General features: G+C 71.9%; 15 protein-coding genes and 1 pseudogene. 13 read left to right on the top strand and 3 right to left on the bottom strand.

All coding sequences use genetic code 11. The features are described 5' to 3' along the window. Positions 1-11: 11 nt before the first annotated feature. Complete coding sequence (locus M2165_RS24185) at positions 12-416, bottom strand: hypothetical protein (protein ID WP_280817106.1); 405 nt, start codon at positions 414-416, stop codon at positions 12-14. A 406-nt stretch (positions 417-822) separates the two neighbouring features. On the opposite strand from M2165_RS24185, the pseudogene M2165_RS24180 reads away from it, so the two are divergent. From M2165_RS24180 to M2165_RS24135, 10 genes and pseudogenes are all read left to right on the top strand, one after another. Beyond that, positions 823-2,185, top strand: a pseudogene (locus tag M2165_RS24180) (homoserine dehydrogenase). 80 nt (positions 2,186-2,265) lie between these two features. Next, complete coding sequence (locus M2165_RS24175) at positions 2,266-2,820, top strand: sigma-70 family RNA polymerase sigma factor (RefSeq protein WP_280817105.1); 555 nt, start codon at positions 2,266-2,268, stop codon at positions 2,818-2,820. Position 2,821: 1 nt separating this feature from the next. Continuing rightward, the gene (locus tag M2165_RS24170; protein ID WP_280817104.1) at positions 2,822-3,415 is read left to right on the top strand and encodes a hypothetical protein; all 594 of its coding nucleotides are present in this window, start codon (positions 2,822-2,824) and stop codon (positions 3,413-3,415) included. 47 nt (positions 3,416-3,462) lie between these two features. Then, positions 3,463-4,710: a sulfite oxidase gene (locus M2165_RS24165; protein WP_280817103.1), complete on the top strand. Its 1,248-nt coding sequence runs from the start codon at positions 3,463-3,465 to the stop codon at positions 4,708-4,710. Then, positions 4,707-5,087: a cytochrome c gene (locus M2165_RS24160; protein WP_280817102.1), complete on the top strand. Its 381-nt coding sequence runs from the start codon at positions 4,707-4,709 to the stop codon at positions 5,085-5,087. Before M2165_RS24165 ends, M2165_RS24160 begins: the two co-directional genes overlap by 4 nt. 72 nt (positions 5,088-5,159) lie before the next feature. Next, on the top strand, positions 5,160-6,125 hold the full coding sequence (locus tag M2165_RS24155; protein ID WP_280817101.1) for a tripartite tricarboxylate transporter substrate binding protein: 966 nt from the start codon (positions 5,160-5,162) through the stop codon (positions 6,123-6,125). 100 nt (positions 6,126-6,225) lie between these two features. Then, positions 6,226-7,620 carry a DUF1446 domain-containing protein gene (locus M2165_RS24150; protein ID WP_280817100.1) on the top strand — a complete coding sequence of 465 codons (1,395 nt, stop codon included), beginning with the start codon at positions 6,226-6,228 and terminating at the stop codon, positions 7,618-7,620. After that, positions 7,617-7,988, top strand: a complete 372-nt coding sequence (locus tag M2165_RS24145) for a hypothetical protein (protein WP_280817099.1) — start codon at positions 7,617-7,619, stop codon at positions 7,986-7,988. The genes M2165_RS24150 and M2165_RS24145 overlap by 4 nt, the downstream gene beginning before the upstream one ends. A 52-nt stretch (positions 7,989-8,040) precedes the next feature. After that, positions 8,041-9,015, top strand: coding sequence for a tripartite tricarboxylate transporter substrate binding protein (locus M2165_RS24140; protein ID WP_280817098.1), 975 nt, complete (start codon positions 8,041-8,043; stop codon positions 9,013-9,015). Positions 9,016-9,058: 43 nt separating this feature from the next. After that, positions 9,059-10,699, top strand: coding sequence for a tannase/feruloyl esterase family alpha/beta hydrolase (locus tag M2165_RS24135; protein ID WP_280817097.1), 1,641 nt, complete (start codon positions 9,059-9,061; stop codon positions 10,697-10,699). On the opposite strand, the gene M2165_RS24130 is transcribed toward M2165_RS24135, so the two are convergent. Then, the gene (locus M2165_RS24130) at positions 10,684-11,481 is read right to left on the bottom strand and encodes an NAD(P)H-dependent oxidoreductase (RefSeq protein ID WP_280817096.1); all 798 of its coding nucleotides are present in this window, start codon (positions 11,479-11,481) and stop codon (positions 10,684-10,686) included. The genes M2165_RS24135 and M2165_RS24130 overlap by 16 nt on opposite strands. A 99-nt stretch (positions 11,482-11,580) precedes the next feature. Here M2165_RS24130 and M2165_RS24125 point away from each other — a divergent pair, with 99 nt between their 5' ends. Further along, positions 11,581-12,474, top strand: coding sequence for a LysR family transcriptional regulator (locus tag M2165_RS24125; RefSeq protein ID WP_280817095.1), 894 nt, complete (start codon positions 11,581-11,583; stop codon positions 12,472-12,474). A 10-nt stretch (positions 12,475-12,484) separates the two neighbouring features. Here the strand turns inward: M2165_RS24125 and M2165_RS24120 are convergent, their stop codons facing one another. Further along, a complete protein-coding gene (locus tag M2165_RS24120) occupies positions 12,485-12,979 on the bottom strand; it encodes an Lrp/AsnC family transcriptional regulator (RefSeq protein ID WP_280817094.1) in 495 nt (164 codons plus the stop codon). Positions 12,980-13,044: 65 nt separating this feature from the next. Here M2165_RS24120 and ilvB point away from each other — a divergent pair, with 65 nt between their 5' ends. Both ilvB and prpF read left to right on the top strand, forming a co-directional pair. Further along, complete coding sequence (gene ilvB, locus M2165_RS24115; protein ID WP_280817093.1) at positions 13,045-14,829, top strand: biosynthetic-type acetolactate synthase large subunit; 1,785 nt, start codon at positions 13,045-13,047, stop codon at positions 14,827-14,829. 74 nt (positions 14,830-14,903) lie between these two features. Continuing rightward, positions 14,904-16,088 carry a 2-methylaconitate cis-trans isomerase PrpF gene (prpF, locus tag M2165_RS24110; RefSeq protein ID WP_280817092.1) on the top strand — a complete coding sequence of 395 codons (1,185 nt, stop codon included), beginning with the start codon at positions 14,904-14,906 and terminating at the stop codon, positions 16,086-16,088. The last annotated feature ends 15 nt before the right edge of the window (positions 16,089-16,103 follow it).

Genomic DNA, 16,103 nt, shown 5'->3' with positions numbered 1-16,103 from the left:
CCGGCGCGGGTTCAGAGGTCCTCGATCACCAGCGTGCGGTAGCGCTGCGCGATGGAGTAGGGCACGGTGCGCACCTCTTCCATCAGGCGGTTGGCTTCCTCCTCGTTCTTCGTCTTCACGAGCAGGCCGGTGTGGCCTTCGCGCGCGAGCTTGGTGTAGGCCCGCACGGTGGCGGCGTCGGTGCCGGCCGAGGGCAGCGGATCGTCGGATTCCCTGACCGTGGGCGTGATCTCCGAGAGCACGGTTGCGGCCGGAAGCAGGTAGATCTCGTCGCCGCTCACGCCTTTCTCGATCAGCCGATGGCCGATGCGGTTGGCGTCTTCCGCGTTCGGAAACATCACCATCGAGTAGCCCGAGGGATAGAAAGCGCCGCCGATGGTGGCGCGCATGCGCGGCTCTAGGACGAAGTTCTTCATGGTGCGGCCTCCTGGCTGTGCAGTTCTTTGCCCACCACCCTAGGCCGCGGGGCGGCGGCGTGCTGTAGGCCTGCTCCCCTTGTGGCCGAAGGCAGGACGCGGCACCGCCCGGCCCGGCCCGGCCCAGCGGGGCGCGCCGGCTCCTGTACACTGCGCCCCTTCATGTCGTGCCATCTCTTCCCCGCCACCGACCGCGCAGCCGCCACGGCGCGCACGCTGTCGCCCGCCATCGCGCGGGTGGACGGGGCACGGGTTGCACGAATGATTACCACCATTACCACCGCGGCCACCTGAGCACGCGCAGGTGGCCGTTTCGGCAGCCACCTGGTGTATCGCTCGCTCTCCCCCGAATGAATGAAACCCAGCTCTGGCAGCTGGGTTTCTTGTTTTTCATCCGGAGGTTTTCATGTACCGCGATCCCGTCCCGTCCCTCGAGCCCTTGTCCAGCCGCCCTGCGGCCATGCGCGCGCTGCGCGTGGGCATGATCGGCATCGGCACCGTCGGCGCGGGCACCTTCCGGGTGCTGGCGCGCAACCAGGCCGAGATCGCGGGACGCGCGGGGCCGGCCGATCGAGCTGGTGATCGTCGCGGCGCGCAACCTCGCGCGCGCGGCGGCGGTCGTGGGCGCCGGGGTGGCGCTGACCGACGATCCGCTGCAGGTCGCCACGCATCCCGGCGTCGACGTGGTGGTCGAGGTGGCCGGCGGCACCGGTGCCGCGCGCGACTGGGTGTTGACGGCCATCGCGCACGGCAAGCACGTGGTCACGGCCAACAAGGCGCTGCTCGCGGTGCATGGCGACGAGATCTTCGCGGCGGCGCGGCGCCAGGGCGTGGCGGTGGCCTACGAGGGCGCGGTGGCGGTGAGCATCCCCATCGTCAAGGCGCTGCGCGAGGGGCTTGCGGCCAACCGCATCGAATGGGTGGCGGGCATCATCAACGGCACCACCAACTTCATCCTGAGCAAGATGCGTGACGAGGGGCTCGACTTCGCGGCCGCGCTCGCCCAGGCCCAGGCGCTGGGCTACGCCGAGGCCGACCCCGCCTTCGACGTGGAGGGCATCGATGCCGCGCACAAGCTCACGCTGCTGGCGGCCAACGCCTTCGGCACGCCGGTGCGCCTGGCCGACGTGGAGGTGCAGGGCATCGCGGCGCTGCAGCGCATCGACGTGGCCTGCGCCGAGCAATTGGGCTACCGCGTCAGGCTGCTGGGCGTGGCGCGCCGCCGCGTGGAAGGCCTGGAGCTGCGCGTGCAGCCCGCGCTCGTGCCCGCGTCGCAGCTGCTGGCGCATGTGAACGGCTCGATGAACGGCATCATGGTCAAGGCCGATGCCGCCGGCGTGACGATGTACTACGGTGCCGGCGCGGGATCGGAGCAGACCGCCTCGGCGGTGATCGCCGACCTCGTGGACGTGGCCCGGCTCGACGGCACGCGCGCGACGCAGCGCGTGCCGCACCTCGGGTTCCATGCGGAGGCGATGCGCGCGCTCCCGGTGCTGCCGCGCGCCGAGGTGCGCACCGCCCATTACCTGCGCGTGCCGGTGCATGCGGCCAACGGGATCGAAGCGGTGTCGGGCTGGCTGGCGCAGCAGCAGGTGCCGGTGCGGCAGGTCGCCCTCGCGGCGGAGCAGAAGGCCGCGGTAATGCAGCTGCTGGTGCTGACCGAGGCGATGCCGCAGCGCGCACTCGATCTGGTGGTGCACGGGCTTGCGGCCCATCCGGCGGCGGCGGGGGCACCGACGGCGCTGCGTGTGGAGGAACTCGCGGCCTGAGGATGTGTCCGCGGGTAAACGCTTAGAAGAAATTGCTTCAGGCGATGGAATCGGGTGGCGGATCCGGCGCTCTTGTACGCATGTTCCTGCCATTCCTCGATGCCGAGGCGCGCTACAACCAGTGGGTGCGCGAGCACTACCGCTTCCTGTTGCGCAGCGCATGGGCGCTCACGGGCTCGCGCGCCGTCGCCGAGGACGTGGTGCAGGACTGCTTCACGCTGGCCTGGAAACACCGCGCCCAGTTGCGCGATGCCGCGCTGGCGCGGGCCTGGCTGTTCCGGATCATGCGGCGCTGCGCCGTGCGGCACCTCACGCCCGGCACCGTGCCGCTCGAAGGCGGTGAAGACGGCGAGGCGGTGCACGACCGGCCGGCCGACGACGCATGCCTCGACGACCGGCTCGACGTGGTCAAGGCGCTCGCCCGGCTGGCGCCGATCCACCGCGAGGTGCTGGTGCTCTTCTATTTCGACGACATGCCCACGGCCCGGATGGCCGAGGCGCTCGACATCGCACCGGGCACCGTGCTGTCGCGCCTGGCACGTGCGCGCGATGCGCTCAAGGCGGCCATGGGCGCTCCCGCCGCGGCACCGGCCGCCGCCGCGCGGACCAAGGTCACACCGTTGCGAAAGGCCTGACATGTCCGATCGCGAGCTTCCTCCCGACAGCGAATTCGACCTGCGCGTGCGCGCCGAGCTGTCGCTGGCCTTCGAACCCGGCGAACCGCCCGACTCGCTGCTGCGGCAGCGCCCCGCGCTCTGGTCGCGGCGGGGCTTCCAGCGCGGCCTGGCGGCCGTGCTGCTGACCGGCGGCGGCTCGGGCGCGGTGATGGCGCTGCGGCCGCCCGCGCTCGTGCGCGATGCCATCGAGCACGAGTACGACGAGCGCGCGCTGCGCGGCAACTTCATGGACCCGCGGCCGCTGCTGTCGCGCCTCGGGCGCACCGGCGCCGCCGCCGCGCTGCCCGGCATTCCACAGCTCATGCGGCCCTGCGACCTCGGCGGCCGGCTGGCCTACCACCTCACCACCTTCTTCGAACGCGGCGGCATGGTGACCGTGTTCGCCTTCGACCAGCCCGTGGACCTGCGCGAAGGCGGCGGCTGGTGGAACCGCGCCTACTGGCAGGTGGTGCGCGCCAGCAACGGCGCGCCGCTGGTGCTGGTGGCGCAGAAGAAGACCGCGCTCGCCGTCGCCACCGCCGCGCTGCTCGGCCCCGCGCCGCCCGGCGGCTGAAGACCCCATCACCCCTGACCGATCCACGACGACAAAAAAGGAGATCCATGACCGTCGATACCCGAACATCCGAGGCACCCTCGCTGCCCCGGCGCCACCTTCTCGCCGGCAGCGCGGCGGCGCTCGCCGCCGCCGGCCTGGGCGGCTGGAGCCCCGAAGCCGCCGCGGCGGGCGAGACCCCGCCCGCCGCGGGCGGTGCCGCGCCGAAGCCGCTGCCGGCCTATGCCGGCTTCAAGGACCCGGCCAGCGTCATCGTGCACACCAGCACCACCATCGAGACCCGGCGCAGCGCCTTCGGCAGCAGCGTCATCACGCCTGCGGAAAAGCTCTACATCCGCAACAACCTGCCCGCGCCCGACGCGTCGATCCTGGCCGATCGCGAGGCCTGGGCCCTGAGCGTGGCCGGCGTGAAGAAGCCGCGCACCCTCACGCTGCGCGAACTCCGCACGCTCGGCGTCGAGACCACCGCCATGGTGCTGCAGTGCTCGGGCAACGGCCGCGGCTTCTTTCCGAGCAAGCCGAGCGGCACGCCGTGGCAGGTCGGCGCAGCGGGCTGCGTGATCTGGAGCGGCGTGCCGGTGCGCGCGGTGGCCGAGGCACTCGGCGGCGTGGCCGAAGGCATGAAGTTCATGACCGGCACCGGCGGCGAGAAGCTGCCCGAGGGGCTCGATCCGAAGAGCATCATCGTCGAGCGCTCCGTGCCGGCCGAAGCCATGGCCGATGCGCTGCTGGCCTGGGAGATGAACGGCGCGCCCATTCCGCTCGCGCACGGCGGTCCGCTGCGGCTGATCGTCCCGGGCTACACGGGCGTCAACAACATCAAGTACATCCGCCAGCTGGCGTTCACGGCCCAAGAGAGCGACGCCAAGATCATGTCGCACGGCTACCGCATCGCGCCGCCGGGCTCGAAGGGCGATCCGACGCAGCCCTCGGTGCAGGAGATGAGCGTCAAGTCGTGGATCAACGCGCCCGCGCCCGAGGGCGGCACCGTGCGCGCGGGCCGGCAGCAGGTGCTCGGCGTGGCCTTCGGCGGGCTGCATCCGGTCGCCAAGGTCGAGGTGTCGGTCGATGGCGGCAAGAGCTGGAAGGCCGCGCGCTTCGTCGGGCCGGACCTCGGGCGCTACGCCTGGCGCCAGTTCGCGCTGGCCGTCGACCTGCCCGCCGGCAGCCACGTGCTGGCGAGCCGCGCGACCGACAGCGTCGGCAATGTGCAACCCGAGCAGCGCGTCGAGAACGCCAGCGGCTACAACAACACGAGTTGGGCCGACCATGCGGTGAAGGTGGTGGTGGCATGAAGCAGTCCGTCCAATATGGGTCGCTGGTCGCCGTCATCCTCGGTATCGCCGCCTTGCTGCCGGCCTTCATCCTCGGCGCGGCCGCCCTGCTGCCCGGCCCGTCCTTCGCGGCCGACCCGGCGCAACTCGCGCTCGGCAAGAAGCTGTTCACCCAGTCGGCGGTGCCGGCCTGTGCGGTCTGCCATGCGCTCAAGGATGCCGGCTCGCAGGGCGCCATCGGGCCCGCGCTCGACGAGCTCAAGCCCGACGCGGCGCGCGTGGCCAAGGCCCTGCGCGACGGCATCGGGCAGATGCCTTCGTACAAGGCCACGCTGAACGAAGCGCAGATCCAGGCGCTGGCCGCCTACGTCGCCAAGGCCGCGGGCGCGTCGAAGTAGGGCGCGCAGAACGGGCGGGGGAGGGCGGCTTCACGCACAATCCCGGGCATCCGAAGCCCTCCGATCCGCCCGATGAAAAAGCGCATCGCCACCTTCCTACTCGGTTTCGCATGGGCGCTGGCTGCCGCGGCGCAGGCTTGGCCCGCCAGGCCCGTGCACCTGGTCGTTCCCGCGCCGCCCGGCAGTTCGCTCGACCTGATCGCCCGCACGCTCGCGGAGCGCCTGCGCCCGATGTGGAAGCAGCCGGTGGTGGTCGAGACCCGGCCCGGCGCCGGCGGGCTAATCGGCATGGACGCGGTGGCCAAGGCGCCGGCCGACGGCCACACGCTCGGCATCGGCTTCAACGGCCCGATCGCCTTCGGCCCTGCGATGTACAGCCGCATGCCCTATGCGCCGGCGCGCGACCTGCTGCCGATCGTGCTCACCACCTCGCAGCCCAACGTGCTCGCGGTGCAGGCGGGCAATCCCGCCAACACGCTGCCGGAATTCGTGGCCTGGGCGAAGAAGCAGGGCCGCGGGCTGAGCTATGCCTCGGTCGGGGCGGGGAGCTCCTCGCATCTGACGATGGAGCTGTTTCGCAGCCTCGCGGGCATCGAGGCGGTGCACGTGCCCTACGCGGGGTCGCCGCCGGCCGGGCTCTCGGTGGCGGCGGGCGACACGCAGGCGCTCTTCACCGTGGCGCCCGCGCTGCTGCCGCTGGTCCAGGGCCAGCGCATCAAGCTGCTCGCCGTCACGAGCGCGCAGCGCTCCGAGCGCATGAAGGCGCTGCCGACGGTGGCCGAGTCGGGTTATCCGGGATTCGAGGCACTGGCCTGGAATGGGCTCTTCACCGCGAGCGGCACGCCGCCCGAGGTGGTGCGCCGCATCAATGCCGATGTGAACACCGTGCTGCGCGAGCCCGCGGTGCGCGAGCTGCTCGCGCAGCAGGGCCTCGCGGCCGGTGGCGGATCGCCCGAGGCCTTCGGCGCCTTCATCGACGAAGAGGCGCGCAAGTGGGGCGCGATCATCACCAGGGTGGGCATCCGCATCGACCAGTGAGCGCCTGCCCGGTGCGCGCCGCGATTGATCTGGAATCCGGATCAATCCATCCGAATTTTCTATTTCACGGATCGGGGCGGCCTGCCTAAAGTCGGCCCCGATGAATGCGACTGCTTCGCCTCCCTTGCTGATCGGCTGCGCGGCCGGGTTCTCCGGCGACCGCAGCGATGCGGCAGGGCCGGTGGTCGACACGCTGATCGCGCGCCTGCGGGCCGGCCCGCCGGGCCAGCGCGCCTTCCTGATCTTCGAGACGCTGGCCGAGCGCACGCTCGCGCTCGCGCAGCTGCGCCGGCGCGACAACCCCGATGCGGGCTACGAGCCGCTGCTCGATGCCATGCTGCGGCCGGTGCTCGCGCGCTGCCTCGCGCACGGCATCGGCATCGTGAGCAACTTCGGCGCCGCCAATCCGCGCGCGGCGGCGCGCCACATCGCCCGCATCGCGCGCGAGCTCGGCGCCAGCGCGCCGCGCATCGCGGTGGTGGAGGGCGACGACCTCTCGGGCCCGGCGCAGCGCGCGCTGCTGCACGAAGCGCTCGGCGCGCAGCTCGACGGGCTGCGCATCGTCAGCGCCAATGCCTACATCGGCGCCGAGCCGATCGCCGCCGCCCTCGACGCGGGCGCGCAGATCGTGGTGTGCGGCCGCGTGGCCGATCCCTCGCTCTCGGTCGGCCCGGCCATGTCGCACTTCGGCTGGCGCGCCGACGACTGGCCGCGGCTCGGCCGCGCCACCATGGCGGGCCATCTGCTCGAATGCGGCGCCCAGGTCTGCGGCGGCTACTTCGCCGACCCCGGCTACAAGGACGTGCCCGGGCTCGAGGCCGTGGGCTTTCCGATCGCGGAGATCGATGCCGAGGGCCACTGCACCATCGGCAAGGCCGACGGCACCGGCGGCCTCGTGACCGAAGCCACGGTGAAGGAACAGCTGCTCTACGAAGTGCACGACCCGGCCGCCTACCTGACGCCCGACGTGGTGGCCGACATCGCCGAGGCCGAGGTGCGGCAGCAGCCCGGCGCACCCGATCGCGTGGCGCTCTCGGGCGTGCGCGGGCATGCGCGGCCGAGCCACTACAAGGTCAACGTGTGCCACGAGGGCGGCTGGCTCGCGGAGGGCGAGATCTCCTACGCCGGCCCGCGCGCGGAAGGGCGCGCGCGGCTCGCGGCCGAGGTGCTGCGCCGCCGGCTCGACGGGCTCGCGCTGCGCGTGGACCTGATCGGCGCGCTCAGCATCCTCGGCGACGACGCGGGGCGCATGCTCGCCGACCGGCCCGACGCCGGCCTGCGCGACGTGCGCCTGCGCGTCGCGGCCGCGCATGCGGATCGCGCCCAGGCCGAGCGCCTCGCACGCGAAGTGACGGCGCTCTACACCTGCGGGCCCGCGGGCGGCGGCGGCGTGCGCACCGCGCTCACGCCGCGGCTCAACACCCTGTCGTGCCTGCTGCCGCGCGAGGCGGTGCCGGTGCGCTTCGAGATCCTCGGCGCGGAGGCGCTCGCATGAACACCCCCGCCACCGACGGCACCGTCGAAGTCCCGCTCTACCGCGCCGCCCACGGGCGTACGGGCGACAAGGGCGACCGTTCCAACATCAGCGTGATCGCCTGGCATCCGGCGCTCTATCCGGCGCTCGTCGAGCAGCTCACGTCCGAGCGCGTGGCGGCGCAGTTCCGGCACCGCGCGCCGTCGCAGGTGCAGCGCTACCTGCTGCCCCGGCTGCAGGCGATGAACTTCGTGCTCGACGCGGTGCTCGACGGCGGCGTCAACGATGCGCTGAACCTCGATGCGCACGGCAAGGCGCTGTCCTTCCTGCTGCTCGACATGCCCGTGCGCGTGCCGCGCGCGCTCGTGCCGCTGCTGGCGGGCGCATAGGGCCGCAGCCCGGTTTCTGTTTTTTTCACGACCCATCCCTCCGGAGACAACAATGAAGCGACGTTCCCTGACCCTCTCTGCCGCCGCGCTCGCGCTGCTCGCCGCGCCCTTGGCCGGCCATGCGCAGCAGGGCTTTCCCGAGAAGCCGATCACCTTCGTGGTGCCGTTCGCCGCCGGCACGGCCACCGACCAGATCGCACGCGCGCTCGGCAACAGCATCACGGCCGAGACGAAGCAGCCCGTGGTGATCGACAACAAGGCCGGCGCGAGCGGCTTCATCGCCTCGCAGCAGATTGCCAAGGCGCCGGCCGACGGCTACACCGTGCTGATCACCACCAACACCACGCATGCGGCCAACGAGCATCTGTTCAAGAAGCTGCCCTACGACCCGGTGAAGGACTACGCGCCGGTGGCCGCGCTCGGCAAGGGCGGGCAGATCATGGTGGTGAACCCCTCGTTCCCCGCGAAGAGCGTGGCCGAGTTCATCGCGCTCGCGAAGAAGGAGCCCGGCAAGTACAGCTTCGGCAGCGGCAGCTCGTCGAGCCGCATGGCGGGCGAGCTGCTGCAGCAGATGGCCGACATCAGGCTGCTGCACGTGCCCTACAAGAGCAACACGCTGGCCGTGACCGACCTGCTCGGCGGCCAGATCCACATGATGATCACCGACGCGGCCACCGGCCTGCCGCAGGTCAAGGCCGGCAAGCTGCGCGCGCTCGGCGTCTCGGGCGCCGCGCGTTCGCCGCTCGCGCCCGAGGTGCCGACCATCGCCGAGGCCGGCGTGAAGGGCTACGAGATGGGCTACTGGTTCGCGGCCTATGCGCCGGCGAAGACGCCGCCCGCGGTGGTCAAGCGGCTCAACGAACTGCTCGTGAAGGCCGCGAAAAGCGAATCGGCCAAGGCCGCCTTCTACGAGCCCACCGGCACCGAGGTGTTCACGAGCTCGCCCGAGGAACTCGCGAAGTTCCAGACCGCCGAATCGCAGAAGTGGGGTCGCATCGTCAAGGCGGCCGGCATCGAGGCCGAGTAGGCCCGCGCGACGAAGGCGGCGCCGGCCGCAGAGGAGACGGACCATGCGATCCATTCCCGAAACATGGCGCCGGCGCATCGCCGGTCTTTGCATGCCGGCGGCCGCGGCGATCCTCGGTGCCGGCGCGCTGGCCGCCTGCAGCGGCGGCCCCGATGCGCCGCTGCTCGCACGCGCCGGCCGGCCGCTCGCCTGCGAACTCGCGAGCCTGCAGCGCGTGGGGCTCGACCGCGCCTCGGTCGATGCGGTGCAGGCGGTGCCGGCCGGCAGCTTCACGCCGCCGGGCGCGCGCGGCCCGCTCGCCGACATGCCGGCCTTCTGCCGCGTGCAGGGCACGACGCGCGCGGTGCCCGGCTCGGCGGTGCGGTTCGAACTCTGGGCGCCGCTGCCCGCCGCATGGAACGGCAAGCTGCTCGCCACCGGCAACGGCGGCTACTCGCCCGCACTCAAGTACGAAGACATGGCGCTGGCGCTGCGGCGCGGCTACGCCACGCTCGGCGGCGACACGGGCCACGGCGGCGAGGACCTGCTGTTCGTCGTCGGCCATCCGCAGCGGATGGTCGACTGGGGCACGAGCTCGGTGCACGACATCACGGTGGCTGGCAAGGCGCTGCTCGCCGCGCTGCAGGCGAGGCCGGCGCGCCGCAGCTACTTCCACGGCTGCTCCACGGGCGGGCACCAGGGCTATGCCGAGGTGCAGCGCTATCCGGCCGACTTCGACGGCGTGATCGCCGGCGCGCCCGGCAACAACCGCGTGGCGCTCAATGCCGAGTTCCTCAACCGCTTTCTCGCCAACCATGCGTCCGGCGACAACCAGCGGCCGATCCTCACGCGCGACAAGCTCGAACTCGTGACGCGCAAGGCGGTCGCGGCCTGCGATGCGCTCGACGGCGTGCGCGACGGCGTCATCGCCGATCCGCGCGCCTGCGACGCGCGCCGCTTCGATGCCGCGAGCCTGCGCTGCAGCGCGGGCGCCGAAGGGGCCGACTGCCTCGGCGACGCGCAGCTCGCCGCGGTCCGGCGCATCTATGCGGGCGCGGTCAACCCGCGCACCGGCGAGACGATCTATCCGGGCCCGGCCGTGGGCTCCGAAGCGGGCTGGGCCGGCTACCTGGGCACGACCGAGCCCGCGCGCGCCGACTTCTGGCGCCACTGGGTCTTCGGCGATCCAGGCTGGGACTGGTGGCGCTTCGACTTCGACCGCCACATGGCCAAGGCGCTCGCGAAGGTCGGCCCGGCGGTCGACCAGACCAACCCCGACATCGCGGCCTTCAAGGCGCGCGGCGGCAAGCTGATCACCTACATGGGCTGGGCCGATCCGGTGGTCAGTCCGCACGACACGATCGCCTACTACGAGAAGGTGGCCGCGCGGCAAGGCTCACTGGCCGCGACGCAGGATTTCTTCCGGCTCTTCATGGTGCCCGGCATGGGGCATTGCGGCGGCGGGACCGGCCCCACGCGCTTCGGCAACCAGGGCGGCGAAGTGCAGGCGCCGAGCCCGCGCAACGACCTGCTCGCGGCGCTCGACGCCTGGGTGGAGCAAGGCCGGGCGCCCGAGGCGCTGGTCGCCCATGGCGAGGGCAGCGGCGCTGCCGCGCCGACGCGGCTGCTCTGCGCTTACCCGAAGCAGGCGCGCCACGACGGCGCCGGGCCGAGCGACCGGGCGGCGCACTACGACTGCCGCTGAGCCGGCGTGGCGGCATGGATCGCGAAGCCGGTCTGCCCCGGCGCGATCTCTGGCCTGAGCGTCAGCGCCGGGATCTCGTAGTCGCCGTGGTTCTGGCGGCGGAACGGGATCGGCTCGGTGGCGAACAGCGTGTCGAGGCGCTGGCCGAGTTCCTCGGTGATGCGCGCGTAGGCGGCTTCGTCGACCTTGCCGGTGCGGTGCACCACGTAGGGCGGCAGCACGTCGAAGCCGGGGTAGTAGAGGATGCCGTGCTGGATCGGGAACAGCAGGTCGTCCATCGGCCCGTTGATGCCGCGCGGACCGTAGTGCGAGGCCCAGCCGCCGGTGGTGACGACCAGCATCGCGCGCTTCCCGGCCAGCGTGCCTTCGCCGAAGCGGTCGCCCCAGTGGGTGTCGGAGTGCTCGCCCACGCCGTAGGCGAAACCGTAGGCGTAGATGCGCTCGACCCAGCCCTTGAGGATCGCGGGCATCGAATACCACCAGAGCGGGAACTGCAGGATCACCGCGTCGGCCCAGAGCAGCTTCTGCTGCTCGGCCGCGACCTCGGGCGCCTGCGTGCCCGATTCGAAGGCCTTCAGCGATTCGCGTTCGGGGCTGAAGCGCGCGGCCGGGTCGCGCGCCGGGAAGTCGTCGGCGTCGAGCGCGGGCTTCCAGCGCATCGCGTACAGGTCGGACACCTGCACGGAATGGCCGTTGGCCTCCAGGCGCGCGCGCATGAAGCGGTGCATCGCGCCGTTGAGCGAGGCGGGTTCGGGATGGGCAAGGACGAGAAGGATGTTCATGGCGTTCGGTTCGTTCATGGAATCGGAGGAGGGTGAACACCGAACTTAAGGACCGCGGCGGTATATTGGAAATGAATAGTTCGAATCCGAGGAATTGCCGTGAACAATTTCAGCCGCATCGACCTCAACCTGCTGGTCACGCTCGACATGCTGCTGGCCGAGCGCAGCGTCACGCGTGCGGCCGAGCGCCTGAACCTGTCACAGCCCGCGGTCAGCGTGCAGCTCGCCAGGCTGCGCGAACTCTTCGGCGATCCGCTGCTGCTGCCCGCGCAGCGCGGCATGCGGCCCACGGCGCGTGCCGACGAGCTGCGCGCGCCGCTGCGCGAAGCGCTGGAGGCGCTGGGCCGCGCCGTGGCGCCGACGAAGGCCTTCGACCCGGCCGTGGCCACCACCACCTGGCGCGTGGCGGCCGCCGACTACGCCGAGTCGGCGATCCTGCTGCCCATGCTCGGCGGGCTGCGCGCCGCGGCGCCGAACACGCGGCTGGCGGTGGTGGAGGCCGTGCCTTCGCGCATGGCGCGGCAGCTGGAGAACGCGGAACTCGACCTGTTCTTCCACACCAGCGTGGGCGCGCCGCCCGGGCTGCATCACCGGGTGCTGTTCCACGAGCGCTACGTGCTGGCGGGGCGCGCGGGCCATCCGCGGCTGAAGCGGCGGCCCACGCTGGCGCAGTTCTGCGCGCTGGAGCACGTGGTGGTGTCGCTCGCGGGCGGCGGCTTCAGCGGGCCGACCGACGAGGCGCTGGCCGCGCTCGGCCTGGCGCGGCGCGTGGTGCTGTCGGTGCCGCACTTCCTGTTCATGATGTCGGTGCTCGCGGCCACCGACCTGGTAGCGATGCTGCCCGAGCGGCTCGCGCGCGGCGCGGGCGGGCTGCGCGTGGTGGAGGCGCCGCTCGAAGTGCCGGGCTACGAGATGGCGATGCTCTGGCACGAGCGGCGGCACCGCGATCCCGCGCACCGGTGGCTGCGGGAGTGGATCGCGGCGAGCCTGTAGCCGGCCCGGTTCAGAGCAGCGGCACGGTGGTTTCCTTCAGCACGCGCAGCACGAAGTGCGACTTGCTGTGGCGGATGCCGGGGATCTTGTAGAGCTTCTCGCGCAGCAGCCGCTCGTAGTCGCGCGTGTCGCGCACCGCGATGCGGATGTAGTAGTCGTAGTCGCCCGAGACCAGGTAGGCCTCCTGGATCTCGGGAATGGTCGCGAGCACGCGGCCGAAGTCGTAGAGCGTCTCGTCGGTGTGGCTTTCGAGCGTGACCTGGACGATCACCGAGTCGTGGTAGCCGAGCCTGGCCGGATCGATGTCGACGGTGTAGCGCTTGATCACGCCCGAGGCCTCGAGCTTCTTGATGCGGGTCCAGCAGCTGGTGGGCGAGAGGCCCACCTCGTGGCCGATCTCCTGCAGCGTCTTGCGCGAATCGAGCAGCAGCACGCGCAGGATGGCCAGATCGGTCTTGTCGAAAGATCCTTCTTCGTTGTCGCTGCTTTTGCGATTGCTTTTCATGAATGAGGCCTAAAAAGCCAAAAGAAAGAAGCAAATTCTGCCCCAACACCGGAAGAATCGACGTCATGCGACTGCTCGACCTTGCCCCGGCTTCTTCTCCCTCCCTCCAACCCGAAGCCGCGCCGCGCGTGCGCAACGGCGCCCAGGCGCTGCTCGACACGCTGGTCGAATGCGGCGTCGACACCCTGTTCGGCTACCCCGGCGGCGCCGCGCTGCCGCTCTACGACGCGCTGCACGGCGAGCCGCGGCTGCGCCACGTGCTGGTGCGGCACGAGCAGGCGGCCGTGCATGCGGCCGAGGGCTATGCGCGCACGACCGGGCGCGTGGGCGTGGTGCTCGTCACCTCCGGGCCGGGCGTCGCCAACACGATGAGCGGGCTGCTCGACGCGATCAGCGACTCGGTGCCGCTGCTGTGCATCAGCGGGCAGGTCGCCACCGCGGTGATCGGCACCCAGGCCTTCCAGGAAAGCGATGCGCTCGGCATGTCGCGCCCCGTGACCAAGTGGAACCAGCAGGCACGCGCGGCCGACGAGGTGCCGGCGCTGGTGCGGCGCGCGCTCGAGATCGCGGCCACCGGCCGGCCGGGGCCGGTGCTGCTCGACATGCCGAAGGACGTGCAGCTCATGCGCCTGGCCCATGGCGCGCCGGCCGCGCCGATGCGCCCCCTGCGCGCGAACAAGGCGGCGCTGCCGCCCAGGCCGATGCTGCAGCGCGCGGCCGACCTGATCTCGACCGCGCGGCGGCCGGTGTTCTACGGCGGCGGCGGGCTCGTCAACGCGGGGCCCGCGGCCTGCGAGGCGTTCGCCCGCCTCGTGCATCGCCTGCACGCACCGTGCACGCTGACCCTGATGGGGCTCGGCGCCTTTCCCGCGTCGGATCCGAAGTTCGTCGGCATGCTGGGCATGCACGGCACGCTCGAAGCCAACCTCGCGATGCACGAAGCCGACCTGGTGGTGTGCGTCGGCGCGCGCTTCGACGACCGCGTGACCGGCAAGCTCGACGAGTTCTGTCCGCAGGCGCGCAAGATCCACATCGACATCGACCCCGCCAGCATCAACAAGGTGGTGCGCGTCGACGTGCCGATGGTCGGCGACTGCGGCGCCGTCGTCGAAGCCCTGCTCGCGCTGCTGCCGGCCGACGGCTTCGCGCCGGAACGGCTCGCGCCCTGGTGGCGGCGCATCGAAGGCTGGCGCAGCGCCGACTGCCTGGGCTTCGCGCCGCGCGCCGATGCCATCCTGCCGCAGCAGCTGATGGCCTCGCTCGCGGCGGCCATGGCCGGGCGCGACGCGATCGTGTCGACCGACGTGGGCCAGCACCAGATGTGGGCCGCGCAGTACCTGCGCTTCGAGCGGCCGCGGCGCTGGCTGACCTCGGGCGGCGCGGGCACCATGGGCTACGGGCTGCCCGCGGCCATCGGCGCGCAGGTCGCGCATCCGGAGGCGCTGACCGTGTGCGTGAGCGGCGATGCCTCGGTGCTGATGAACATCCAGGAGCTCTCCACCGCCGTGCAGCATCGCGCGCCGATCAAGCTGGTGCTGTGCAACAACGGCTACATGGGCATGGTGCGCCAGTGGCAGGAGCTCAACCACGGCAACCGCCTGAGCCACAGCTGGAACGAGGCGCTGCCCGACTTCGTCGCGCTGGCCACCGCCTTCGGCTGGAAGGCGCGCCGCGTGTCCGACCCGGCCGCGCTGGAGGCCGCGCTCGCCGAATGCCTGGCGAGCGAGGGGCCGTACTTCCTCGACGTGCAGGTGGCGGCGCAGGAGAACTGCTTTCCGATGATGCCGGCCGGCTGCGGGCACCACCGCGTGATGCTGGCCAAGGACCGCTGGTACGAAGAAGCCGCCTGAACCGGGCGAGGGACGCGGCCCGCGGGCGGCTGTGGCAGGATGCGCGACCCCGAACAAGACCGCATCCTCCGCCCATGGCCTTCGCACCCCAGATCAGGATTCCCGCCACCTACATGCGCGGCGGCACCAGCAAGGGCGTGTTCTTCCGCCTGCAGGACCTGCCCGCAGCCGCGCAGCAGCCCGGCGCGGCGCGCGACGCGCTGCTGCTGCGCGTGCTCGGCAGCCCCGACCCCTACGGCAAGCAGATCGACGGCATGGGCGCCGCCACCTCCAGCACCAGCAAGGCGGTGATCCTTTCGGCCAGCAGTCGGCCGGGCCACGACGTGGACTACCTGTTCGGCCAGGTGGCGATCGACCAGGCCCTGGTCGACTGGTCGGGCAACTGCGGCAACCTCACGGCGGCCGTGGGGCCTTTCGCCATTGCCAACGGCCTCGTCGATGCGAAGCGCGTTCCGCACGACGGCCTCTGCACCGTGCGCATCTGGCAGGCCAACATCGGCAAGACCATCGTCGCGCAGGTCCCCATGGCCGGCCGGCAGGTGCAGGAGATGGGCGACTTCGAGCTCGACGGCGTGGCCTTTGCGGCCGCCGAGGTGCAGCTGGCGTTCATGGACCCGGCGGACGACGCGGCGGGCGAGGGCGGCCTGTTCCCCACCGGCCGCGTGGTCGACGTGCTGGAGGCGCCCGGCCTCGGCCGCATCCCGGCCACGCTCATCAACGCCGGCATTCCCACCGTGTTTCTCAACGCGGCGGACCTGGGCTACAGCGGCACCGAACTGCAGGGCGCCATCAACGGCGACCCGGCGGCGCTGGCGCGCTTCGAAAGCCTGCGCGCGCTGGGCGCGGTGAAGATGGGGCTGATGCGCGACGTGGCGGAGGCGCCGCTGCGCCAGCACACGCCCAAGATCGCCTTCGTGGCGCCGCCAGCGCGCTATGTGGCCTCCAGCGGCAAGGCGGTGGCGGCGGGCGAGGTCGACCTGCTGGTGCGCGCGCTGTCCATGGGGCAGCTGCACCACGCGATGATGGGCACGGCGGCAGTGGCCATCGGCACGGCCGCCGCGATCCCCGGCACGCTGGTGAACCTCGCGGCCGGCGGCGGCGAGCGCCAGTCGGTGCGCTTCGGCCATCCCTCGGGCACCTTGCGCGTGGGCGCGCAGGCGCGCCAGGGCGACGGCGGCCGGTGGTCGGTCACCCAGGTGTCGATGAGCCGCAGCGCGCGGGTGCTGATGGAGGGCTGGGTGCGGGTGCCGCCGCAGTAGCGCGCCCGCGCCGCG

Origin of the sequence: Variovorax sp. TBS-050B (assembly GCF_029893635.1) — a bacterium.
GTDB lineage: Bacteria > Pseudomonadota > Gammaproteobacteria > Burkholderiales > Burkholderiaceae_C > Variovorax.
The sequence above is the reverse complement of the archived record's forward strand: the minus strand, read 5'-3'. Positions and strand labels throughout refer to the sequence as shown.